20 protein-coding genes are annotated in these 22,755 nt (G+C 67.6%); 4 read left to right on the top strand and 16 right to left on the bottom strand.

The window, feature by feature from the left end:
- The first annotated feature begins 163 nt into the window (after positions 1-163).
- The 3 genes from KX816_01185 to KX816_01175 are packed head-to-tail and all read left to right on the top strand — an operon-like array spanning position 164 to position 3,971.
- The gene (locus tag KX816_01185) at positions 164-1,213 is read left to right on the top strand and encodes a LacI family DNA-binding transcriptional regulator (protein QXQ08332.1); all 1,050 of its coding nucleotides are present in this window, start codon (positions 164-166) and stop codon (positions 1,211-1,213) included.
- Entirely contained in the window at positions 1,210-2,490 is a 1,281-nt protein-coding gene (locus KX816_01180) for an MFS transporter (GenBank protein QXQ06724.1), read from the top strand. Before KX816_01185 ends, KX816_01180 begins: the two co-directional genes overlap by 4 nt.
- The gene (locus KX816_01175; protein ID QXQ06723.1) at positions 2,487-3,971 is read left to right on the top strand and encodes a tryptophan 7-halogenase; all 1,485 of its coding nucleotides are present in this window, start codon (positions 2,487-2,489) and stop codon (positions 3,969-3,971) included. Before KX816_01180 ends, KX816_01175 begins: the two co-directional genes overlap by 4 nt.
- Positions 3,972-4,072: 101 nt before the next feature.
- On the opposite strand, the gene KX816_01170 is transcribed toward KX816_01175, so the two are convergent.
- The 16 genes from KX816_01170 to KX816_01095 all read right to left on the bottom strand — a co-directional run bounded on the left by KX816_01170 (position 4,073) and on the right by KX816_01095 (position 21,594).
- A complete protein-coding gene (locus KX816_01170; GenBank protein QXQ08331.1) occupies positions 4,073-4,357 on the bottom strand; it encodes a PEPxxWA-CTERM sorting domain-containing protein in 285 nt (94 codons plus the stop codon).
- A gap of 1,203 nt (positions 4,358-5,560) precedes the next feature.
- The gene (gene hemA / locus KX816_01165) at positions 5,561-6,781 is read right to left on the bottom strand and encodes a 5-aminolevulinate synthase (protein ID QXQ06722.1); all 1,221 of its coding nucleotides are present in this window, start codon (positions 6,779-6,781) and stop codon (positions 5,561-5,563) included.
- 11 nt (positions 6,782-6,792) lie between these two features.
- The gene (locus tag KX816_01160) at positions 6,793-7,590 is read right to left on the bottom strand and encodes a DUF3623 domain-containing protein (protein QXQ06721.1); all 798 of its coding nucleotides are present in this window, start codon (positions 7,588-7,590) and stop codon (positions 6,793-6,795) included.
- Entirely contained in the window at positions 7,587-8,639 is a 1,053-nt protein-coding gene (acsF, locus tag KX816_01155; GenBank protein QXQ06720.1) for a magnesium-protoporphyrin IX monomethyl ester (oxidative) cyclase, read from the bottom strand. Before acsF ends, KX816_01160 begins: the two co-directional genes overlap by 4 nt.
- Positions 8,636-8,917: a hypothetical protein gene (locus KX816_01150; protein QXQ06719.1), complete on the bottom strand. Its 282-nt coding sequence runs from the start codon at positions 8,915-8,917 to the stop codon at positions 8,636-8,638. Before KX816_01150 ends, acsF begins: the two co-directional genes overlap by 4 nt.
- Positions 8,914-9,378, bottom strand: a complete 465-nt coding sequence (locus tag KX816_01145; protein QXQ06718.1) for a phosphonoacetaldehyde methylase — start codon at positions 9,376-9,378, stop codon at positions 8,914-8,916. The genes KX816_01150 and KX816_01145 overlap by 4 nt, the downstream gene beginning before the upstream one ends.
- Positions 9,375-10,013, bottom strand: a complete 639-nt coding sequence (locus KX816_01140; GenBank protein ID QXQ06717.1) for a PH domain-containing protein — start codon at positions 10,011-10,013, stop codon at positions 9,375-9,377. The genes KX816_01145 and KX816_01140 overlap by 4 nt, the downstream gene beginning before the upstream one ends.
- Positions 10,010-10,774, bottom strand: a complete 765-nt coding sequence (gene puhA, locus KX816_01135) for a photosynthetic reaction center subunit H (GenBank protein ID QXQ08330.1) — start codon at positions 10,772-10,774, stop codon at positions 10,010-10,012. The genes KX816_01140 and puhA overlap by 4 nt, the downstream gene beginning before the upstream one ends.
- A gap of 30 nt (positions 10,775-10,804) precedes the next feature.
- Entirely contained in the window at positions 10,805-12,265 is a 1,461-nt protein-coding gene (locus KX816_01130; GenBank protein ID QXQ06716.1) for a BCD family MFS transporter, read from the bottom strand.
- Complete coding sequence (bchM, locus tag KX816_01125; protein QXQ06715.1) at positions 12,262-12,945, bottom strand: magnesium protoporphyrin IX methyltransferase; 684 nt, start codon at positions 12,943-12,945, stop codon at positions 12,262-12,264. Before bchM ends, KX816_01130 begins: the two co-directional genes overlap by 4 nt.
- Positions 12,942-13,841, bottom strand: coding sequence for a ferredoxin:protochlorophyllide reductase (ATP-dependent) iron-sulfur ATP-binding protein (gene bchL / locus KX816_01120; protein ID QXQ06714.1), 900 nt, complete (start codon positions 13,839-13,841; stop codon positions 12,942-12,944). The genes bchM and bchL overlap by 4 nt, the downstream gene beginning before the upstream one ends.
- Positions 13,842-13,851: 10 nt before the next feature.
- Entirely contained in the window at positions 13,852-17,454 is a 3,603-nt protein-coding gene (locus KX816_01115; protein ID QXQ06713.1) for a magnesium chelatase subunit H, read from the bottom strand.
- A complete protein-coding gene (locus KX816_01110) occupies positions 17,444-18,982 on the bottom strand; it encodes a ferredoxin:protochlorophyllide reductase (ATP-dependent) subunit B (protein QXQ06712.1) in 1,539 nt (512 codons plus the stop codon). The genes KX816_01115 and KX816_01110 overlap by 11 nt, the downstream gene beginning before the upstream one ends.
- Positions 18,973-20,262 (bottom strand): ferredoxin:protochlorophyllide reductase (ATP-dependent) subunit N, encoded by a 1,290-nt coding sequence (locus tag KX816_01105; GenBank protein QXQ06711.1) that lies wholly within the window; start codon positions 20,260-20,262, stop codon positions 18,973-18,975. Before KX816_01105 ends, KX816_01110 begins: the two co-directional genes overlap by 10 nt.
- The gene (gene bchF, locus KX816_01100; GenBank protein QXQ06710.1) at positions 20,259-20,783 is read right to left on the bottom strand and encodes a 2-vinyl bacteriochlorophyllide hydratase; all 525 of its coding nucleotides are present in this window, start codon (positions 20,781-20,783) and stop codon (positions 20,259-20,261) included. Before bchF ends, KX816_01105 begins: the two co-directional genes overlap by 4 nt.
- A 56-nt stretch (positions 20,784-20,839) precedes the next feature.
- A protein-coding gene (locus KX816_01095; protein ID QXQ06709.1) for an IS5 family transposase occupies positions 20,840-21,594 on the bottom strand; the annotation gives its coding sequence in 2 pieces (ribosomal slippage) (positions 20,840-21,261 and positions 21,261-21,594; 756 coding nt in all).
- A 149-nt stretch (positions 21,595-21,743) separates the two neighbouring features.
- Between KX816_01095 and KX816_01090 the strand changes: the two genes are divergently transcribed.
- Positions 21,744-22,730 (top strand): cobalamin B12-binding domain-containing protein, encoded by a 987-nt coding sequence (locus KX816_01090; GenBank protein ID QXQ06708.1) that lies wholly within the window; start codon positions 21,744-21,746, stop codon positions 22,728-22,730.
- Positions 22,731-22,755 lie beyond the last annotated feature (25 nt).

Below are 22,755 nucleotides of genomic sequence, written 5' to 3'. Positions count from 1 at the left end.
TGCGGGGGCGACCGATAGATAGTTTCGTACTGTGGCCAGAATGACGCGTTTATGGCTCTGGGGTATGCAGTTCGATCCCGGACTCGCCGGCGGTCGGGCTGGCGCCTGATAACAAGCGCACGTGGCTCACCTTTCGGGCCGATCGAATGGCGGGGATGCTAAGCTGGCCGAGGACACGAAACGGACGACGATCGTCGAGGTGGGCCGGCTTGCGGGCGTCTCCACCAAGACCGTATCGCGGGTCTTCAACGACGAGCCACACGTCAGCGACGCGCTGAAACAGCGGGTCCGCGACGCGGCCACCGCCCTCAACTACCATCCCAACGTGCACGCCCAGGCGCTTGTACGCCGGCGCTCGCACCTCATCGGCCTGATCTACGAGAACCCCAGCCCGAGCTATGTCGTCGAGCTGCAGAAGGGCGTGCTGCACCGCCTGGCTGGCGAGTCGTACCGGCTCGTCGTGATCCCGGTGCAGTCGGTCGACACACACGCCGGCGAGGTCGTCGGGCTACTGCGTTCCGCTTCGATCGACGGGGTCGTGCTCGCGCCGCCCGCGTCGGATCACCCGCTGGTGCTCGCACAACTGGCGGCGGCAGGCATTCGCTGCGCCCGTATCGCGCCGACCCGGGAGATCGATACCGGTTATGTCACCGTGATCGACGACATCGCCGCGGCGCGCGAAGTCGCGACCCACCTGCTCGACCTCGGCCATCGGCGCATCGGCATCATCATGGGAGACCCGACTCACGCCTCGTCCGTCGCCCGCATGACCGGCTATAAGCAGGCGTTCGAGGCAGCCGGGGTCACGGTTGCGCCCGGCCATGTCGAACCTGGCCTGTACACCTACGAGAGCGGCCTCGAGGCTGGGCGCCGGATGCTGGCACGTGCCGCCCGACCGACCGCGATCCTGGCGCAGAACGACGACATGGCGGTCGGTGCGATCATGGCCGCGCACGAACTTGGGCTCGAGGTGCCGGGCGATGTCTCGGTCACCGGCTTCGACGACTCGCAGGTCGCGCAGATCACCTGGCCCCGCGTCACCACCGTGCGTCAGCCGGTGTTCGAGATGGCGGCGAGCGCGACCGGCATGCTCATCGGCGGTCTCGAAGGCACCGACGCGACGCGGCGCACCGACCATGCGCACCAGCTGATCGTCCGCGAATCGACCGCGCCGCCACGCGCGCCCGGCCGCTGGCGCTCGCCAAGCCGATGATCACGGCGCGCGAACGCTGGAGCTTTGCCGCCGGCGACATCGGCTGGAACTTCGTCTGGCAGTCGATCGAACTGTACCTGCTGTATTTCTATATCCGCGGCCTTGGCCTGTCGCCGCAGGTCGCGGCGACGATCTTCCTGGCGGGCGCGGCAATGGACTGGCTGGTCGACCCGCTCGTCGGGACCCTGGCCGACCGCGCGGCACCACGCGTTCCCGTGCGTGCCTGGGTCCTGGTCGGCGGACCATTGTCGGTGGTGCTGCTGGCGGCCGCCTTCACGACGCCGCCGGTCGCCGCCGCGTACCTGCCGGTCGTGGTCCTGGTGATCCATCTCGCGCTGCGGGCGTCCTACAGCCTGGGCAACATTCCCTATGCCGCGTTGACGGCGCGGATCTCGGCCAGGCCCAAGGATCACCTCGCGCTGACCGGGGCGCGGATGCAGGGTGCGGCGATCGGCGGGCTGATCGCCGCGGCGGTGTACGCGCTGCTGCCGGCGACGACGGGGGGCGCCGACTTCCGCGACGGTGCGCTGTTGCTGGCGGTGCTGGCGCTACCAGCATTCTGTGCGACCTATTTCGGGGTTCGCGAGCGCGTCGCGCCGACCGCGATGCGGCGCGAGCCGCTGCTGCACAGCCTGGCCGGAACGGTGGAGCTGGTCCGCCGCTCCCCCGCGCTACGGCGGCTGCTGGCGGTGATCATGTCGGCTGGCCTTGCCGTTACCGTGGTCAACAAGTCGATCCTTTTCCTGTTCGAGGAGCTGGGTGCGCCGCGACTGGGGTTCTATGTCGCGCTGGTACCCTCGGCATCGCTGCTGTTGACCGCGCCGTGGTGGACCTTACTGGCGCGCCGCGTCGGGCGCGGAACCGCGCTGACCATCGCTGCCCTGATCAAGGCAGGCGCGACCGTCCTTGCACTCTACCTCGGCAACCGGACAGCGGTCGTCGGGATGACGGCGATCGCGATCGTGGCGGGCTGCGGTCTGTCGATCATGTTCTGGTCGCTGGTTCCGGCAGCGCTGGCCGACTGCGAGGCGCGGATGGCGAACGAGGGGTGTGCGGGCCGGGTTTACGCGCTGTCGAACATCGCGCGGAAGCTCGCCCAGGCGCTCGCGCCGCAGGTGATCGCGTTGTCGCTGCTCAGGCCGGAACTGTCGACATTGTGGGGCATGGCAATCACCGCCGCGATAGCGCTAACTGTCGTGCTTCTGTATCGGCCGCAGACCCCCGGAGAGGTGGTCGGCCCGATGCTGGACGAGGGACTGGGGAGGGACACGGCGTGAGCAACAAGCGGGTCGAACGCGTGGTCATCGCCGGCGGCGGTACCGCTGGGTGGGTGGCGGCGGCGGCGCTGGTCAAGCAGCTCGGGCCGCTGATCGAGATCACATTGGTCGAGTCCGACGAGATCGGCACGGTCGGCGTCGGCGAGTCGACGATCCCGACCGCGCGCACCTTCCACGAGCTGCTCGGCATCTACGAGCCGGCGTTCATGCGGGCGACGCAGGCGACGTTCAAACTTGGCATCGCGTTCGAGAACTGGGGCCGCGACGGCGACCGCTATTTCCACCCCTTCGGATCGGTTGGCCGGTCGGTGTGGATGGGCGACTTCCAGCATTTCTGGCTTGAGGCGAAGCGCGCCGGTATCACCGCCGACGACTACGGCACCTTTTCGCTCGAGCAGCAGGCAGCTCTGGCGGGCCGCTTCGCGCTCGGCCAGCAGCCCGCTGCCGCGTATGCCTACCATCTCGACGCGACCGGCTATGCGCGGTTCCTGCGCGCGCTCGCCGAACCTGCCGGGGTGCGCCGCGTCGAGGGCAAGATCCGCAACGTCGAGCTTGATCCGGAGAGCGGCGACATCTCGGCGCTCGAGCTCGAGTCCGGCGAGCGCATCGAGGGCGACCTGTTCATCGACTGCACCGGCTTCCGCGCCTTGCTGATCGGCGACGCGCTCAAGGTCCCGTTCAACGATTGGGGCGAGTGGATCGCCACCGACCGCGCGCTCGCGGTACAGACCGAAAGTGTCGGCCCGCCCGTGCCGTACACCCGCGCCATCGCCCACGGCGAGGGCTGGCGCTGGCGCATCCCACTGCAGTCCCGCGTCGGCAACGGCATCGTCTACGCCAGCGACTTCCTGTCCGAGGACGAAGCCTGCGCACGACTGATCGGTGTCCTCGACGGCAAGCGGCTCTTCGACCCGCGCCCGATCCGGTACCGCACCGGCATGCGGGCCAGCACTTGGTCCCGCAACTGCGTCGCGCTCGGCCTCGCCTCGGGGTTCATCGAGCCGCTCGAATCGACCAGCATCCACCTGATCCAAGTTGCCGTGACCCGGCTAATCCAGCTGTTCCCCTTCGGCGGTACCGACACCGCGCAGGCGGCGCGCTTCAACGCCCAGTCGACACGCGAATGGACCGGCATCCGCGACTTCATCATCCTCCACTACAAGGCGACCGAGCGCGACGACACGCCGTTCTGGCGGCGCTGCCGGGACATGCCGATCCCCGCCTCGCTGTCCGAACGCATCGCCTTGTTCCGCGAATCCGCGATGGCCTACCAGGGCGGCGACGACCTGTTCCGCGTCGATTCCTGGGTTTCGGTGATGCTCGGCCAGCGCGTCGTGCCGGGCGACTGGCATCCGCTGGGGCAGCTGCTCCAGCCCGGCGAGCTGCAGCGCGTTCTCGGCGACCTTAAGCGAGGCATCGCCACCGCGCTCGCCGCGATGCCGACCCACGAGGCGTTCGTGAAGGGCTATTGCGCCGCGTAGCGTGGGTGCGCCCCGCTGCACCCATGAAAAAGGGCGCGGAGACCGAAGTCCCCGCGCCCGATTTCGTACGCTTGCGGTTTCGGCACGAGGCCGAAAGGCGCTTAGGCGCTGACGCGCGACGTGGCGTTGCGACGACGGCGGGCACCGATGCCGACCATGCCGAAACCACCGATCATCAGGGCCCAGGTCGCGGGCTCGGGGACCGTCGACGGGTTGCCGCCGCTGGCGAGGGTGCCGGCGACATCGTCGATTTCGTAGGCAATACCGGTTGCATGGAAGCGCAGACCGGTGATCACCTCACCGGCACCAGCGGTGAAGAACACGCGCTGGTTGGTGTTCGAGGCGCCCTGGGCACCGTTGGCCGGCGAGAACTGCGTACCGTTCATGGTAAGCAGGACGACGCCGTTCGCACCGAGAACGTCGACGGTGTTGTAGTTGTCGATCGAGCCCCAGTAGAAGCTGACGGTCGACAGATCGAGCGTCGACAGCGTCGCGACGCCAGTGCCCTTCGACGGCGACGTGTAGAGGTACTGCGTGGCGTCACCGGCGGGAGCCGCTGCAGCCTTCGTGGTGCCGGTCGCCAGGGTGTAGTCGCCGCTCAGCGTATAGCCGGCCGGAAGACCGCCGTTAACGCCGTTGAAGTCGACGAGAATGCTCTCACCGGCGGCGGGGCCCTTGTCGGGAGCGCCAGCCGAAGACGTGAACGTCACTGCAGCAGCCGGTACCGCGGCGACGGCAAGCAAAGCAACGACGGGAAACAAAGCCCTGTTCAAAATCCGCATTTAAAAAACTCCTAACGCAAACAGCCCCCGCTTAAGATGTACGCAAAACCCGTGCCAACACCACGAAACGTGCAATTAGAGCGACTTAAGGTTTCATTACGTGAACGGAATGTAAGGAAATCCGACACAAAGCCTAACAATAATTTGCAAATTGGCGCGTCTGAGTGGCTTCGTGAAGCAACAATCAGGCATTTCGTTGCGCACAAGATACATTCATGTCGCTAGCGTCCTAATTCGCGCACGCTGAATGCAATCGTGACAAACCGTACTTTAACATGTCGGTTTGCAATCTTGGTTAATGTTGCGGATACGAAAACATGTCGAGGCAGCAACACAATACCAAACGGTATTGGTCTTCGGATAGGCCGGGTATTGGCCGGACCGCTCCAAAGAGAAGACATTTTTGAAAGATTATTCGATGGAGCGCATCAGGTTATTCGTTACGGCGAAGGGCCTTCTGAAAGTTCGGGCGCTCGCGCAGGCGCACCCGACCGATCCGCGGCGGCGCCGTACGCTCCGTCGAAGGTCGCGGAGCCTGTAAATCCGATCCTGCATCGGACGCCGAAGCTTGGCGGCGCCAGCTACCGCTCACGTCAGGGGCGCGGCGAAGGAATGCGACAATGTCAGGGGAACACCCGCAGCGCGACCAACGTCGCATCGCCAAGACCCAGCACTAGTAACGCCAGGAGACCGGGATGCTATCCGCCTAAACTAACGGCCGGCGGCTACCGGGCCCACGCTCACGGTAACGCATGCCGGTACCGTGAGTGCCCGCGCGCGTCCCGCGGTAGGCTTGGCGGCCTTAGATCAGGCCGCCTCGGCGACCCGTGCGAGAGCGCACATGCTCCAGATTTCGCTGAGAGCCGAGACCAGCCGGTCGACGTCGCCGTCGGTGTGGACGGGTGAGGGCGTGATGCGCAGGCGCTCGGTGCCCTTGGGCACGGTCGGGTAGTTGATCGGCTGGACGTAGATGCCGTGGCTGTCGAGCAGCCAGTCGCTGATCATCTTGCAGTGGTGCGGGTCGCCGACCATCACCGGGATGATGTGGCTCGGGTTATCCATCATCGGGATGCCGATGGCGTTCAAGCGGCGGCGGACCTTGGCAACGCGCTCCTGGTGCGCCTCGCGCTCGACGCTCGACGCCTTGAGGTGTTGGATCGAGGCGGTGGCACCAGCGGCGAGCGCCGGCGGCAGCGCGGTGGTGAAGATGAAGCCGGAGGCGAAGCTGCGGACGAAGTCGCACATCGCGAATGACCCGGCGATGTAGCCACCCATGACGCCGAACGCCTTGCCGAGCGTGCCCTCGATCACCGTGATCCGGTCCATCAGGCCCTCGCGCTCGGCGATGCCACCGCCGCGCGGGCCGTAAAGGCCGACCGCGTGGACCTCGTCGAGGTAGCTCATCGCGCCGTGCTTCTCGCAGACGTCGAGGATATCGGCGATCGGCGCGATGTCGCCGTCCATAGAATATACGCTCTCGAACGCCACCAGCTTGGCGCAGTCGGCGGGGAGCGCCGACAGCAGCTCATCGAGATGCGCGACGTCGTTGTGGCGCCAGCGAATGCACTTGGCGCGGCTGTGGCGGATACCCTCGATCATCGAGGCGTGGTTGCCATCATCCGACAACACGACGCAGTTCGGCAGCTTCGAGGCCAAGGTCGACAATGCCGCCCAATTCGAGACGTAGCCCGAGGTAAACAGCAGCGCGGCTTCCTTGCCGTGCAGGTCGGCGAGCTCGCGCTCGAGCACTACGTGCGCATGAGTAGTACCGCTGATGTTGCGCGTGCCGCCGGCGCCCGCGCCGCAGGCGTCGAGGGTCGCGTGCATCGCCGCGAGCACGTCGGGGTGCTGGCCCATGCCGAGGTAATCGTTCGAGCACCACACGGTGACGTCGCGGGTACCGTCGCCCTCGTACTGGGTCGCCCGGGGGAAACTCCCCGCCTTGCGCTCGAGCTCGGCGAAGATGCGGTAGCGGCCCTCGGTCTTCAGACCGTCGAGTTCCGCCTGGAAAAGCGCTTCATAGTCCATAACCACTCCCCTTACTCCGCCGCCCCGGTTGTCCGATAGGCGTTATTTGTCACTTTGCCCGGTTTTGCCCAGCGCCACAGCGCCGCATCCCGGGTCGGCATGACCAGGAACAGATGCTCGAGCAGCCCGAGCGCGACTAGCGCAAAGACCAAGCTTGCACCGACCGCCGCACCACCCGTCAGCGACGCCGCGCGGCTGCCGAGTGCAACCGCAAGTCCAATCAGCGTCATCAGGCTGAGCACCATCGGTAGCCCCACGCGCCGCGAACGGAAATACGTACTTAAGTACGACAGGTGCGGCGGCAACATCGTCGTATCGAAGTGCGGGACGCCGACGAAGATGTTGAGCTTGGTCGAAAGTCGCATCGCGAACAGCAGCCCGAACGCCTGCGCCGCAACCGGGTTCGCGGCGCGCCAGCACAGCCCGGTCAGCAGCGCTGCGGTCAACGCGAGAGCGAGTTCGTGGTGGATAAGCGTCGCCGCACTGAGCCGAAACCGCGTCCACCCTGTCGCACCTTCGGGCAGCGGATCGCGACGCGGGCCGGCAGCTGCCCCGGTGAGGAAGGCGAGCTCGTGCCAGCCCCAGATCAGCAGCGATGCGGTAAACCCGACATAAGCCGCGAGCGGAGACCCGTCGTCGGCGGTGTAGGCGATTGCGACGAGGCTTACGCAAGCGAGGACACCGGTCAGCACCAGGCTGCGTGCGTAACTCGCGGACTTGCGCGAATCGAGGGCGAGCACCGCGCCGGTGGCGACGAACCACAGCCCGCCCGCATAGACCAGCGGCCAACCATGATCGACCCAACTCACCACGCGGGCTGCAGCCGGACGGTGGCGGGCGCGGCGTTGGTGATCGTTGGCTGGAGGTAGAGCCGCGCGAAGTTGAAGCCGACTGCAGCCGTCAGTGCGTAGCGCTTGAGGGTGCCCGCGATGCCGCCCTGCCGGCGCGCCGCCTCGATGCCGCCGGCGAGGACTCGCAGCCGCTCCATCAAGCTACGGAAACGCGGCGCATCGCTGTCGAGAACGACCGGGAAGACCTGCCGGGTAATCGCCGAGGTCGTGCGGAAGACTGTGTAGTCGTACTCGGTCGGATCGATCCCGAGAGCTGCGTGGAAGGCCGGCCGGTTGTGATCGCGGACATACATCGTCGCATAAACCGCGACGAGGAAGAACCGGATCCACAATTTGTTAAGGCCCGACAGCAGCGTGGGGTCCGAGCGCATCAGCAAGGCGAAGGCCTCGCCGTGGCGAAACTCGTCGTTGCACCACAGTTCGAACCACTCGAAGATCGGGTGGATGCGGCGCTCAGGATTGGCACTCAGGTGCCGGTAGATCGTGATGTAGCGGGCATAGCCGATCTTCTCGCTGAGGTACGTCGCGTAGAAGATGAACTTCGGGCGAAAGAACGTGTATTTCTTGGTCTTGGTCAGAAAGCCGAGGTCGATGCCGATGCCGGCGTCCTTGAGGCTATCGTTGATGAAGCCGGCGTGGCGGCTCTCGTCGCGCGCCATCAGCTTGAACAGCATCTTGACGTCGGGGTTCTTCGCCCGTCGCGCGATCTCGGCGTAGAGGATGCAGCCCGAGAACTCCGACGTCATCGAGCTGACGAGGAAATCGGTGAACTCGCGGCGCAACGCCGGCTCGAGCCGCTCGATTACGCCGTCGAAGGCCTCGGTGCGCTTGAAATGATGCTTGTTGGGGTCGGCCGACATCTCGGCAATCAGCGCATCCCACTCGCCGCGCACGCTCGACACGTCGAGCTTGTCGAGGGCGTCGAAGTCGGTCGTGTAGAATCGCGGCGCCAGCACCGTGTCTTCCTGCGCGACCTGCAGCGTGGTCGGATCGACGCGTGCGTTCATCGTGCGACTCCGGGCAGGAAGCTGACTTCGTACAGCTCGGTCAGGGCCAGGTAGCCGGTCGCCCGGGTCCAGGCGCGACGCAGAGGTCCGGCGCGCTCGACGGTCGCGGTGCGGCGGACCTCCAGCGAATGGCCAATACCGCAGCGGATCGGCGCGCCGTGGACGCGAACCTTGTCGCCTGGATTGATCGCGACATCGCCGTCGAGGACGACATCGGCGCGGCAGCGGTCGGCGGTGACCTCGACGGAGACCGTGCAAAGCGTGTCGAAGCGCGTCACAGCAGCGCCTCGAAGGCCGCGCGGTTGGTCGGGCCGAACGAGCCGAGCTCGACCGACTGCCCGGTGCCAGGATCGAGCAGGGTGAGATTGCCGTTCGACCAGCGCGTCAGGCGGAAGGGTGCCGCCTTGTCGAGGCCGCGCAGATGCCGGGCGCGAGCCAGGCCGCGCATGACGCCGCGGATAAAGCCGATCTTGCTGTTCGCGGCGACCGCGACACGGACCGTGCCGGTGGCGGCGTCGCGAACCTCGACCGAACCGTCGGCACCGTCGAGGAAGACGAGGTCGCGGCTGGCGACCGGACGCGCGTTTTCGGCCACGCGGACCGCAGCCGGGTCGCCGGCAGGGGAAACAAAGCCGAGGCGGACGCTGGCGACCGCAAGCAGGGTCAGCACCACCATGCCGCCGGCGGCTAGCAACGCCCCGCGCGGGACGGTGGGGTCCTGGTGCACGTGGCTGCTCATGCCGCCACCGCGCCGCCGAAGGCCGGCTGGGCAAGCGCGGTAGGCTCTGCGTCGACGCGCCGGCCACCGGGGACAGCGGCCGTGCACGCATCGGCCAGCAGAGCTGCGACAGTCGCGGCATCAGGAAGCGACCGCAGTGTCGGCTCGGGCAGCGCCAACTTCCACGCGCGGGCATGCGGCCACAATGTTGCGTAGCCGAGGCCTTTCGCGGTCAGCGCCAACGCAATGTCGCCGGTGCCGTCGGGGTTGGCAGCAAGCTGCGCCGTCGCGATCTGGCTGAAGGGGAGATTGACGCACTTGGGCAGCGCCATGCCGAAGCGCATCACAACGCGCTTCGAGGTCACTGTATAGACGGTCGTCTTAGCGGACAGCCACGCCAGCCCGCAGAGCAGCGCGACGCAGACCACGGCCAGCGCGGCAGTCAGCGCAATGCCGATCGGCGAGGTCGCCGAGCCGGCCAGCGTGTCGATCACCGCCCACACCAAAAGCGCGGCGAAATACACCGCGACGATGCGGACGTGGAAAGCGTCGCGGGCGAGGCGCCGCCAGTCGGGTGCGCCCTGCCACAATAGGGTTTCGCCGGCGGGGAGATTGCCCGGCAGCCCGCGGATCGGCTCGTGGTCGTACTCGCTCACAGGATCGGCTCCTGACGGGCGGCGGTGGCGTAAAGATAGCCAGCGCCGAAATAGGCCTGCGCAAGCTCTTCTTGCAGCAGCGTGATGGTGCCGTCGACGGGCGCTGGTGGCGCACCCGCGAACTGGTGGCCGAGCAGCGCATCGACCTCGATGATCCGGCGCTTGCGCTCGACGGTTGCCATGAACATCGGGGCGAGGACGCTGCCGCCGCCCGGCAGCGCGACCTCGAGGTAGCGGACGACCCGGTCGGCGGTGTCGATCCAGGCGTCGACGACAGTGCCGGCGACGACCCGGTCAGCGCCGACCACCGCAAAGCCACGCGGATCGGGGTCGCGGCGGGAGACGTAGAAGTCGGGGTGCCCGACCATCGGGACGATGCGCGGATGGCCTTCCATGTTGAGGTCGGGGCGGTCGGCGCGCAGCGCGTACGAGCCGGGGCCGACGCCGGCGGTCAGCGGATTGCCGGTCGGCACCAGCGGCGACCCGGCCCACGGCCCAGTGCGGCGGGCGCGCAGGTTCATGCTGTCGCGGTCGCCGTTCGGCTGGGTCACCGTGCCGAGGTCGAAGGGCAGGACAAAGGTCTTGGGCTTGGCCATCTCGAGGATGCCGCCCGGCGAATTGATACGCCCGGTGACGTCGTCCTCGAGCGGGTAACCCTCGCGGCGATCCTCGCGGCGCAGATAGATGATCAGTCCCAGAAAGAACAGGAAGAACGCCCACAGCACCAGTTCGGCGATGTCGAGGCCGGCGGTGAAATGCATCGGTGCCATGGTTTCTCTCCTCGTCTTCGCTCAGCCCGGGAAACCCGCAAGACCAAAGCGGCCTCGCGTGTCACCGGAGTCGTTGGTATCCTCGGTCGAGCGCGCCAGCGGCCCGAGCGCTACGATGGTCAGGAACAGCAGCCCGATCTCGAGCGCATAGACCGCACCGTAACCCGTCGCCGGGCCGACCAGTGCCGCGCCGAAGCCGCCCTGCAGGGCGATGCTGCCCGCGATATCCTTGAGCAGTCCGCCAGCCAGGATCGCGAGGCCGGCGCAGGTCGCCTGGACTGCGCCCCAGGCGCCAAGCGCAAGACCCGCCGCACCGCCGCGGGCGAGTGCCATCGCCGCGGTCATCGTGCCGACCGCGAACAGCCCGCCGCCGAAACCGATGCCGGCAGCACCGGCGCGGAGCAGGCCGGGCTCGACCAGCGCGCCGGCAAAGATCACACCCGTGAAGGCGAGCGTGCCGACCGCGGCACCGATCCCGGCGAGGCGGTGCGGGTCATGGCCCTGCGCCAGCATCTTCGCCGCTAGCGCGAGGCCGAGCAGAGTGCCCGTCGCCCACAGCGAGGTCAGCACCGTCGTCGCGCCGACCGTCAGGTGGAGGATCTGGCCCCCGAACGGCTCCAGCAGCACATCCTGCATCGCGAATGCCGCCGCACCAAGCCCGACCGCGATCAACAGGCGGCGGTGGCGCGGCACGGTGATGAACTCGCGCCAGCTGGCACGGAAATCGGGGGCGACCTCGGGGACCGGCGGGCGCGCGGTCCGCGCCTCCTGCTTCCACAGCGCGGTCAGGTTGAGCAGCATGGTCAGCAGCCCGACGCCCTGCACGACCTGGACCAGCCGGGTCGGGCTGAAGTCGCGGAGCAGTGCGCCGATGACCAGCGAACTGACCAGCATTCCGACGAGCAGCATGACATACAGCAGAGACACGACCCGCGGGCGGCTTTCGGCGGGCGCGATATCGGTGGCGAGCGCAAGGCCCGCGGTCTGGACTGTCGCGGTCCCCGCCCCGACGAGGAGGAAGCCGAGAACCGCGCCGGCCTCGCCGTAATGTGCCGAAAAGACCCCCTTGCCGCTCATCACCAGCAACGCGAACGGCAGGATCGCGAAACCACCGAAGTGCAGCAGGGTCCCAAACCAGATGTAGGGCACCCGCTTCCAGCCAAGCGCCGAGCGGTGGTTGTCCGACTTGAAGCCGATCAGCGCGCGCGCCGGGGCGAACAGCAGCGGGATCGAGACCATCAGCGCCACCAGTAGCGCCGACATGTGCAGCTCGACGATCATCACCCGGTTGAGCGTCGCGGTCAGCAGCACCGCCGCCATGCCGCAGGTGATCTGGAACAGCGACAGCCGCAGCAGGCGCGGCAACGGCAGCTCCGGCGTCGCCGCATCGGCGAACGGCAGGAAGCGCGTCGCGATGCGCCCGACCGCCGCCGGACCGAGCCGCTGCTGCCATTTCGGTGAGAGGTGGGCCGTCAGGTTCATCCGCGTAGCATTTCAATGGCATGGCTCTTGTAGAAGCCCGTCGAGGTGCCGCCGTCTCGGCCGGCCTGCCAGCCGGGGAGCTCCGCGAGCGTGCGCATCAGGCCGTGCGGGTCGGCAGGAACGATCGCCGGCGAGCGGTCGCCGCGCGGGAAGGCCTTGCCGGCGAACTGCATCGCCAGCAGCATCGGGGTGCGCGGCGCGACGGTGAACAGCACCGAGCCACGCGTCCGCGCCGCCAGCTTGGCGACCGCGGCGACGATGTCGGCGCGGCGATAGTGTATTAGTGAGTCCATCGCGACGACGTGGTCGAACTCGCCATGGTCGCCCAGCATGTCGCCGGCCCGGAAGTCGATTGCGAGGTCGCGGGGAAGCCGGTCCTTGGCCAGCTCGACCAGGCTGGCTGAGACATCGACCGCGACCACGTGCGCGCCACGCTTCGCCGCTTCGACCGCGAGCGCTCCGGTACCGCAACCGGCATCGAGGACCCGCTTGCCGCTAAGGTCGGCAGGCAGCCAGTCGAGCAGCCGCGCCCGCATCTCGTCACGCCCGGCGCGTACGGTGGCGCGAATGCGGGACACCGGCGCGTCGCTGGTCAGGCGTGCCCAAGCGTCGAACGCGGTGCGATCAAAGTACGCCTCCAGGCGTCCGCGGGAGGCGTCGTATGAAGCGCCGACGCTCATTCGAACCCGAGGAATTCAAAGATGTCGCGGTCTTTCATCGGCATCGCGTCGAGCGGCTCGGTGCCCGCATAAAGCTGCGCCGCGAGGCGAAGGTACTCGGTCTTAACGGCCTCCAGCTCGGGGGTAGAGTCCATCTCGAACACCGTGCACTTCTTCAGGCGCGAGCGGCGGATCGCGTCGAGGTCGGGGAAGTGCGCGAGGCGTTTCAACCCGGTCGCGGCATTGAAGCGGTCGATCTCGTCGGTTGCGGCCGAGCGGTTGGCGATGACGCCGGCCATGCGGACGTCGTAGTTTTTCGACTTCGCCTTGATTGCCGCGACGATCCTGTTCATCGCAAAGATCGAGTCGAAGTCGTTAGCGGCAACGACGACAGCGCGGTCCGCGTGCTGGAGTGGGGCCGCGAAGCCGCCGCAAACAACGTCACCGAGCACGTCGAAGATCACCACGTCGGTGTCCTCGAGCAGATGGTGCTGCTTCAACAGCTTGACCGTCTGCCCGACGACGTAACCGCCGCAGCCGGTGCCGGCCGGCGGTCCACCCGCCTCGATGCACATGACGCCGTTGAAGCCGGTGAAGCAGAAGTCCTCCGGACGGAGTTCCTCGTGATGGAAGTCGACCGTCTCGAGCACGTCGATGACCGTCGGCATCAAGCGCTTGGTCAGCGTGAACGTGCTGTCGTGCTTGGGGTCGCAGCCGATCTGCAGGACGCGTTTGCCGAGAAGCGACAGCGCTGCCGACAGGTTCGAGCTGGTCGTCGACTTGCCGATGCCCCCCTTGCCATAGACGGCGAACACCTTGGCGTTGCCGATCTTTTCGTTCGGGTCGAGCTTGACCTGAAGCGAGCCCTCGCCGTCGGGGCGGCCGGTCGTGGGGCGATCGAGATCGAGCAGAGCCATTGTCAGTCCTTCACGCCGCAACCGCGGTAATGCCGCCCGACACGCCTTCGAGCCGGTCTTCGAGATCGTCGTGCGCCGCCTGCAGCGCGCTCAGCGTCGCCGCATCGGGGCGCCACAGGTCGCGGTCGCAAGCCTCCAGCAGCCGCCCGGCGACACGCGCCGACGCCTTGGGGTTGAGCGCCGCGAGGCGGGCCCGCATGGCGTCGTCGAGGATGTAGGTCTCGGCGGTGCGCTGGAAGACCCAGGCATCGACCTCGCCGGTGGTCGCCGACCAACCGAGCGTGGTCGTCAATTGCGCCTCGATGTTGCGCACACCCTCGAACCCCGACGCGAGAATCGCCTCGGTCCACGCCGGGTTGAGCATCCGGGTCCGGGTTTCCAGCGCGACCTGCTCGCCGAGCGTGCGGACCTTGGCCGTGCCTTGCGTCGCATCGCAGATGTAGACCGGGGCCGCGGTGCCGCGGTTCTTGGTAATCGCCCGGCTCATGCCGCCGAGCGCGTCGACATACTGGTCGACCGTAGTGACGCCAAGTTCGACCGACTCGAGATTCTGGTAGGACAACTCGATGCCCGCGAGCGCGCTCTTGAACAGCGCCGCCTGCCGGACGGGCGCGCCAGTGCGGCCATAAGCGAAGCCCTTCTGGCGCTCGAAGCTGTCGGCGAGCTCGTCGGGGTCGGACCAGGTGCTGCCGTCGATCATCAGATTGACGTTGGCGCCGTAGGAGCCTTCCGCGTTCGAGAACACCCGGAGCGCCGCCGTCTCAAGGTCGCAGCCCTGCGCCGCAACGTGGGCGAGGCTGTGCTTGCGGACGAAGTTGAAATCGGTCGGCTCATCGATTGCGGCCGCCAGCCAGGCGGCCTCAGCCAGCATCCTGGTCTGGAGCGGCAGCAAGTCGCGGAAGATCCCCGACAGCGTGATGATGACGTCGATGCGAGGGCGGCCGAGCTCGGCGAGCGGGATCAGCTCGGCACCGGCGAGGCGCCCGTAGCTGTCGAAGCGAGGCCGTGCGCCCAGGAGTGCCAGTGCCTGCGCCAATTGCGCGCCCTCGGACTTCAGATTGTCGGTGCCCCACAGCACCATGCCGATCGACTCGGGGTAAGGCGCGCCGTCCTGGCAATGCCGCACGATCAGGCGCTCGGCGGCGGCCGCACCGTCCTGGACCGCGAAGGCGCTGGGCAGGCGGAAGGGATCGAAGCCGTGGACGTTGCGGCCGCTCGGCATGATGTCGGCGTTGCGCAGCACGTCGCCGCCCGCGACCGGAGGGACGTAGCGCGCATCGAGCGCGCGGATCAGCGCTGCCAGTTCGTGGTCCTTGGCCATCAGCGCGTCGATGACCGCAGGGTCGCGCCCGGTCATGTCCATCGCCGCCAGCATCGCAGTACGCTCGGGCAGGTCCATGCCCTTGCCGACGACGTGGAGCCCGTAGGGGATCAGCGTCTCCTCGAGCTCGTAGACCTTGGCCGACAGCGCGGCGATATCGCTGCCGTCGAGGTCGAGCGCGGTTGCCTGCTCCGCGATCATCGCGCCCAGCGTCTCGCGCTCGGCGACGGCGTCAGGAGATGTCGTGCGCCAGCGGTCGAGGCCCGCCTTCAGCTCGACGAGCCCCTTGTACAGGCCCGCGGCGCTGACCGGCGGGGTCATGTAGCTGACCAGGGTCGCGCCGCAGCGGCGCTTGGCGAGGGTGCCCTCGCTGGGGTTGTTGGCGGCGTAGAGGTAGAAGTTCGGCAGGTCGCCAATCAGGCGCTCGGGCCAGCATTCCGCCGACAGGCCGGTCTGCTTGCCGGGCATGAACTCGAGAGCGCCGTGGGTGCCGAAGTGCAGGACGGCGTGCGCGGCGAAGTCCTCGCGCAGCCAGCGGTAAAAGGCGCTGAAGGCATGGGTCGGCGAGAACCGCCCCTCGAACAGCAGCCGCATCGGGTCGCCCTCGTAGCCGAAGGCGGGCTGGACGCCGACGAAGACGTTGCCGAACTGCGCGCCGAGCACGAAGACGTGGCGGCCGTCGGACTGCGCCTTGCCCGGTGCCGCGCCCCATTGCGCCTCGATCTCGGCAAGGTGCGGCTCGCGCAGCACCAGTTCGTCGGCGGGGATGCGGACGTGGACATTGGCGTCGGCGCCGTAGCGCTCGGCATTGCCCTTGAGCAGCGCGTCGCGGAGCGCATCGGTACTGTCGGGGACGTCGACGGTGTAGCCTGCCGCCTTCATCGCGGTCAGCGTGTTGAAGGCGCTCTCGAACACCGACAGGAACGCGGCGGTCCCGGTCGCGCCAGCGTTGGGCGGGAAATTGAACAGCACGATGCCGATCCGGCGCTCGGCCCGCTGCGAGCGGCGCAGCGCGGCGAACTTTACGACCTTGGCCGCCAGCGCCTCGGCGCGCTCCGGGCACGAGCGCATTTCGCGAACGAGGCCGCCTTGCGGGAACGTGCAGCGGCGCAGGCAGCCGGTGCAGGCATTCGCCGAGCCATCCGAGCGCCCGCCAAACACGATCGGCCCGGTAGCGCCGTCAAGCTCCGGGATCGCGACCATCATCGTCGCCTCAAGCGGCAGCAGGCCCTGGCGACCCGCCCCCCACGCCTGCAGGGTCTGGAATTCGAGCGGGTGCGCCGCGACATAGGGCACGTCGAGCCTTGCCAGGATCTCGGCGGCGGCGGCGCTGTCGTTGTAAGCGGGGCCGCCGACAAGGCTGAACCCAGTCAGCGAGACCATCGCATCGATGGTGGCGACGCCGTCCTGCAAGAAATAGCGCTCAATCGCAGGGCGCGAGTCGAGGCCGCTGGCGAAAGCCGGGATGACTCGCACGCCGCGTGCCTCGAAGGCCCGGATGATGCCGTCGTAATGCGCGCTGTCGTGGCCGAGCACGTAGGAGCGGAGCAGCAGCAGCCCGACGGTGGCAACCGGCTGGGCCGGTGCGGGCAGGCGCTCGACGGCCTCGCCAATGCGGCCCGCGAGGTCGGGGTGATAGACGCCGATCTCGGGATATTCGCGCGGCGCGGCGGGCTTTAGGCTGCCTTTCAGCGCGACGCGGTCTCCGGCGGCGTAGCGGTCGACCAGCGCGCGGACCATCTCGACGACGTTCTCATCGGAGCCGCTGAGCCAGTATTGCAGAGTCAGGAAATAGGCCCGCACGTCCTGCGCCGCACCTGGGATGAAGCGCAGGATCTTGGGCAGGCGCTTGAGCATCCGCATCTGCCCAGCCCCCGACGAGGCACCCGGCTTCGACGAGCCGCGGAGCTTCTTGAGCAGCGCCAGCGGGCCGCGAGCCGGGGCGTCCATGCGGTAGCCACCGAGCTTGGTCAGCCGCACCACGTCGCCGTCCGACATCATACCGAGCATCGCGTCGCAGCTCTCGCGGCGCGCCTGCAGCGCCGGTAGCACGGCGCGGATGTGGTCCTCGAGGAACAGCATCGTCGCGACGACGATGTCGCCGCGGGCGATGTCCGCGCGGGCGCGCTCGGCCTCGCGCTCGTCGGACCAGTCGGCGGCGGCGTGGAAATGGACCGCGATACCGTCCTTGGCCAGCGCCACCGCGGCGCGCTCGGTTGCGCCCGACAGATGGTTGTCGAGCGTCACGATGGTGACGTGGACCTTCGGGGCCGCCGCAGCATCAGCGCGCATGGTACGCCTTCGCTTCATAAAGGGTGTCGAGGGTGATCGGGGCGATGGCGCGCGAAGCGGCGTACGCCTCGGTGTTGCGACGCGCCTTGCCGCGCACGAAGAACGGGATCTTGAGGAGCTCGCGCTCCGCGTCGGGGGTCCAGCCGCCAACGTGAATTTCGACCGGCGGAGCGATCTCGATCGTCTCGCGGGGAGCCGTGGCGCCGTGCCCGCCCAGATGGCTCGCCCCGGCGGCATCGTTGAACTCGAAGTCGTCGCGGAACATCGCGAGCAGGTGCTCCTCGAGCCCCATCACCAGCGGGTGGACCCAGGTGTCGAAGATCACGTTGGCGCCTTCGAAGCCCATCTGCGGCGAGTGGCGCGCCGGGAAGTCCTGAACATGGACCGGGGCCGAGATCACCGCGCACGGGATGCGCAGGCGCTTGGCGATGTGGCGCTCCATCTGGGTACCGAGGACGAGTTCGCAATTGGCCTCGGCGATGGCCTGCTCGACCGCCAAGTAATCGTCGGTGATCAACGGCTCGACGCCGTACAGCTTGGCGGCGTCACGGATGTCGCGGGCGAACTCACGGTTGTAGCAGCCGAGGCCGACGACCTCGAAACCAAGCTCCTCGCTCGCCACCTTCGCGGCAGCGACGGCGTGCGTTGCGTCGCCGAAGACGAAGACGCGCTTACCGGTCAGGTACGTCGAGTCGACTGAGCGCGACCACCACGGCATCCGCGAGTCGTCGGGGACCGGGGGCACCGGCAGGTCGACCAGCCCGCAGACCTCGGCGATGAAGGCGTTAGTTGCCCCGATGCCGATCGGAACGGTCTTCGTGTACTTCTGCCCGAGAGTCTTTTCGAGCCAGCGCACCGCAGTGTCGCCGGTTTCCGGATACAGCAGCACGTTGAAATCGGCCTCGCCGAGTCGCGCGAGGTCGGCGGGGGCGGCCCCGAGCGGTGCAACGACCGCGACGTCGACTCCGATGTCGGCCAGCAGCCGCGTCACCTCGACGACGTCGTCGCGGTGACGGAAGCCGAGCGCGGTCGGGCCGAGCAGGTTGGCGCGCGGGCGGCGGCCCTCGCGGGGGGCGGGCTTCGCCTCCTTGTCCACGAGGCCGCGGACGAGCTGGTAGAAGGTCTCGCTCGCGCCCCAGCACTCCTTGCGGCTGTAGCTCGGCAGGTCGAGCGCGATCACCGGGATCGGCAGGTTCATCGCCTGCGCGAGGCCGGCGGGGTCGTCCTGGATCAGCTCGGCGGTGCACGACGCGCCGACGATCATCGCCTGCGGCTGGAAGCGCGCGAAGGCGTCGCGCGCGGCGCTCTGGAACAGCTCCGCGGTGTCGGTGCCGAGGTCGCGCGCCTGGAAGGTCGTGTAGGTCACCGGCGGGCGCTTGCCGCGGCGCTCGATCATCGTGAACAGCAGGTCGGCATAGGTGTCGCCCTGCGGCGCGTGGAGGACATAGTGCACGCCCTCCATCGCGGTCGCGACGCGCATCGCGCCGACGTGCGGCGGGCCTTCGTAGGTCCACACGGTCAGCTGCATGGTGCGCTCGTGGGCAAGCTCGCGACCTTGTCGCGGCGCACCAGCGGACGGGCAAACAGCTCTGCCAGATCACCGGCCTGGTCGAAGCCGTGGACGGGCGAGAACACCAGTTCGATCGACCACTTGGTCGTCAGCCCCTCGCGCTCGAGCGGGTTCGCCAGTCCGAGGCCGCAGACGGTCAGGTCGGGGCGTGCGGCGCGGACGCGGTCGAGCTGGCGGTCGACGTCCTGGCCCTCGCTGATCAGAATGCCCTCGGGCAGCGCCGCGAGTTCGGCGGCGAGGTGCGAACGGTGCAGATAGGGCGTGCCGACCTCAACCGGGACCATGCCGAGCTCGTTCGCGAGGAAACGCGCCAGCGGGATCTCAAGCTGCGAGTCGGGCATGAAGAAGATGGTCTTGCCCGCCAGGCGGCCGGCGTGACGCTCCAGCGCGCGCTTGGCCCGCGCGCGTCCGGAGGCGACCACGGAGTGGAAATGCATCTCGTCGATGCCGAAGGCCTGCGCCGCGGCGTGCAGCCAGGCGGTCGTGCCCTCGGCGCCGAACGGGAACAGTGCCGGCAGATGCTTGCAGCCGCGATCCTCGAGCGCCTGCGCGGTGTCGCCGAGGAACGGCTGGGCGAGCAGGAACACCGTGCCGGGGCCGACCTCGGGGAGGTCCTTGGCGCGGCGCGGCGGCAGGCTGTCGATCCGCTCGATGCCGAGTTCGGCGAACAGGCGGCGGAACTGGTCCTCGACGATGTCGGGGAGCGCGCCGACGATCAGCAGGCGGCGCGTGTCGGTCGGCGCGACCGGGCAGGCCGGCACCAGTGATGCCAGGCACGCATCCTCGCCCTGCGTGAAGGTCGTCTCGATGCCCGAGCCGGAGTAGTTGAGGATGCGGACGCCGGGCTGCGACTGCGACAGGCGGGCAGCGGCGCGGCTGAGGTCGAGCTTGATGACTTCGCTCGGGCAACTGCCAACGAGGAACAGCAATTTGATCTCGGGGCGGCGCTCGAGCAGGCGGGCGACGACGCGGTCGAGTTCCTCGTTGGCGTCGGCGAGGCCGGCGAGGTCGCGCTCCTCGATGATCGCGGTGGCGAAGCGAGGCTCGGCGAAGACCATGACCCCTGCGGCGGATTGCAGCAGGTGGGCGCAGGTGCGGCTGCCGACGACGAGAAAGAAGGCGTCCTGGACCTTGCGGTGGAGCCAGACGATACCGGTCAGCCCGCAGAACACCTCGCGCTGGCCGCGTTCGCGCAGGATCGGACGCGGGGCGGCGGCAGCGGCGAGGGCATGGTTCATGCGGCGACCGCTCCGGTTGGAGCACTGGACTGGAGCCGCGCGGCGCGGAGCTTCAGGATGAACTGAGCCGCATTGACGACGTAGGTCGCGTACGCCGCCAGCGCGAGCCACATCCGCCCCTCGACGCCAAACGCGCCCGTCGCGAGGCACACCAGATAGGCGGTGTGCAACGCCAGCACGAGCATGGAGAAGACGTCTTCCCAATAGAATGCGGGCGCGAACAGGTAGCGGCCGAAGACCACTTTCTCCCAGATCGAGCCCGTGATCATGATCGTGTAGAGCAGCAGCGTCTTGACCACGATCGACGCGGTCGCCGCCGTCTCGCCGCTGCCGGTGTCGAGATAGCGAAGCACCAGCACAAGGCTGATCGCGAACGCCAGGAACTGGATCGGCGCAAGAATGCCCTGGACCAGCGTCCACGCGGTAGCGTCGCGACGGGCGCGTTCGAGGGGCGTGTACAGCCCGGTGCGAACCCCTTGGACCCCGTAGCCGCTCCCGTCGTTGTCGTTACTGTCGCGCATCGCTGCCTGACTCGTTGGTCGTGTCTTGAGCCAAATCTAGGGTCAGGACTCATTGATCAGAGCCAGAAGATGACGGTAGCGGCGATGGCGATGGCTGAGAAGAAGGTGTGGGCGCAGCGGTCGTAGCGGGTGTGGATGCGCCGCCAGTCTTTGAGTTTGCCGAACATGTTCTCGATGCGGTGGCGCTGGCGGTAGATGGTCCGGTCGTGCGGGATCGGGGTTTTTCGATTGGCCTTCGACGGGATGCACGGCGCGATGCCCTTGGCGATCAGGGCGGCGCGGAACCAGTCGGCGTCGTAACCCCGGTCGCCGAGCATCGCCTTGGCCTTGGGCAAGGCATCGAACATCAACGCTGCGCCCTTGTAGTCGCTGGTCTGCCCTTCGGTGAGCAGCATGACCAGCGGCCGGCCCTGGCCGTCACAGACCGCGTGCAGCTTGGAGTTCAGGCCGCCTTTGGTCCGGCCGATACATCGGGGAAGAGCCCCTTTTTGAGCAGACTGGCAGCGGTCCGATGCGCCTTCAGATGGGTCGCGTCGATCATCAGCCGGTCGGGCTTACCGCCCTTGGCCGCCAGCGCTGCGAAGATGCGGTTGAACACGCCCAGCCGGCTCCAGCGGATAAAGCGGTTGTAGATCGTCTTGTGTGGGCCGTAATCCTTGGGCGCGTCCCGCCAGCGCAGCCCATTGCGGATCACGAAAATGATCCCGCTGATTACCCGCCGGTCATCCACCCTCGGCACACCGTGCGACAACGGAAAATGCGGCTCGATCCGGCGCATCTGCGCCTCCGACAACCAGATCAGATCACTCATCGCGACGCCTCCTCAGCGCCGCGATTGAATCAGATCAGCGTCGTCGTGGGAATCCCTTTAATAGGTCCTGAGCCTAGCACCCGCAAACGTCGTGTCAAATCTTTTGGACGTAAGGGCCAATTGACACATTCCTCGAATTTTGAGAGTGATTGACGATGGGATTGCAAGGCCTTGTAGGTGAGCGTAGCCTCAGCCGAGTCGCGATAGGCGAAACCGGCAAACGGCAGCCGTCGCGACGAATGGACGTGCTTTGTGCATCCAATCGGGGTGGGCCGCTTATGGCTTCTATGCGTGACGTGATTTTCGCCGATCGGCGCGACGGTGCCGACGAAATCTCTCCAACCGCGCTTCAGCGGTTGATCGAGGGTGAGATCATCCCGCGGCTGTTGATGGCGCATCGGCCGAGCGCCAGCCTGCCGCCCGTGCTCACGGTGGTCGATGCTCAGGTTCCACCCGGCGCCGCCGAGCGCTTCGCCACCGCGGCGCTGAAGAGCGAGGCCTACGCTCTCCTGGTTGATATCGACGTGCAGGTCGCACGCGGGGTCAGCGTCGAGACGGTGTTCCTCGACATCCTCGCTCCCGCCGCTCGCTATCTTGGAGAACTGTGGGACAACGACGCCTGTGACTTCGTCGATGTCACGATGGCCTTGTGGCGGCTCCAGGAAATCGTCCACGAACTCGCGGCACGGCTTCCCGGTGCGGCGGAACGCCGCGGCGGTGAACGGCGCGCGCTATTTGCGCCGATGCCCGGCGAGCAGCATGGTTTCGGCTCGCTGATGGTCGAGGAATTTTTTCGCCGTGCCGGCTGGGCAACCGCGAGCGAACCCGGTGCGAGCGAGGCCGATCTCGTCGCCATCGTCGCCCAGCGCTGGTTCGAGCTGGTCGGGCTGACGGTTGCGTCTGCTGAGAATATCGAGGCGCTGCCCCGTGTGATCAATGCCTTGCGTACGAATTCGCGCAATCCGCGGCTCGGTGTTATGGTCGGTGGCAGGGTGTTCGTCGAACATCCGGAGTGGGCGGCCGAGTGCGGCGCCGACGCCACCGCTGCCGATGGTCGGCAGGCGGTTCTGGTCGCGGAGTCGCTCGTCGATGATCTCATGCAGGACGCTGATCAGGCAATCGCCGCTGGTGGCTGACCGCGCGCCTCGACCAACTGGCTGA

The sequence above is a fragment of the Sphingosinicellaceae bacterium genome (genome assembly GCA_019285715.1).
In the GTDB taxonomy this organism is placed as follows: Bacteria; Pseudomonadota; Alphaproteobacteria; order Sphingomonadales; family Sphingomonadaceae; genus Glacieibacterium.
This window is presented reverse-complemented; position numbering and strand designations above follow the sequence as displayed.

Bases quoted from the DNA above. Each gene is read 5' to 3' on its own strand.
- KX816_01180 (QXQ06724.1), top strand. From the start codon at position 1,210: ATGATCACGGCGCGCGAACGCTGGAGCTTTGCCGCCGGCGACATCGGC.
- KX816_01170 (QXQ08331.1), bottom strand. From the start codon at position 4,357: ATGAACGGTACGCAGTTCTCGCCGGCCAACGGTGCCCAGGGCGCCTCG.
- hemA (QXQ06722.1), bottom strand. From the start codon at position 6,781: ATGGACTATGAAGCGCTTTTCCAGGCGGAACTCGACGGTCTGAAGACC.
- acsF (QXQ06720.1), bottom strand. From the start codon at position 8,639: ATGAACGCACGCGTCGATCCGACCACGCTGCAGGTCGCGCAGGAAGAC.
- KX816_01145 (QXQ06718.1), bottom strand. From the start codon at position 9,378: ATGAGCAGCCACGTGCACCAGGACCCCACCGTCCCGCGCGGGGCGTTG.
- puhA (QXQ08330.1), bottom strand. From the start codon at position 10,774: ATGCATTTCACCGCCGGCCTCGACATCGCCGAACTGGTGCTGTGGGCG.
- KX816_01130 (QXQ06716.1), bottom strand. From the start codon at position 12,265: ATGAACCTGACGGCCCACCTCTCACCGAAATGGCAGCAGCGGCTCGGT.
- bchM (QXQ06715.1), bottom strand. From the start codon at position 12,945: ATGAGCGTCGGCGCTTCATACGACGCCTCCCGCGGACGCCTGGAGGCG.
- bchL (QXQ06714.1), bottom strand. From the start codon at position 13,841: ATGGCTCTGCTCGATCTCGATCGCCCCACGACCGGCCGCCCCGACGGC.
- KX816_01115 (QXQ06713.1), bottom strand. From the start codon at position 17,454: ATGCGCGCTGATGCTGCGGCGGCCCCGAAGGTCCACGTCACCATCGTG.
- KX816_01110 (QXQ06712.1), bottom strand. From the start codon at position 18,982: ATGCAGCTGACCGTGTGGACCTACGAAGGCCCGCCGCACGTCGGCGCG.
- KX816_01105 (QXQ06711.1), bottom strand. From the start codon at position 20,262: ATGAACCATGCCCTCGCCGCTGCCGCCGCCCCGCGTCCGATCCTGCGC.
- bchF (QXQ06710.1), bottom strand. From the start codon at position 20,783: ATGCGCGACAGTAACGACAACGACGGGAGCGGCTACGGGGTCCAAGGG.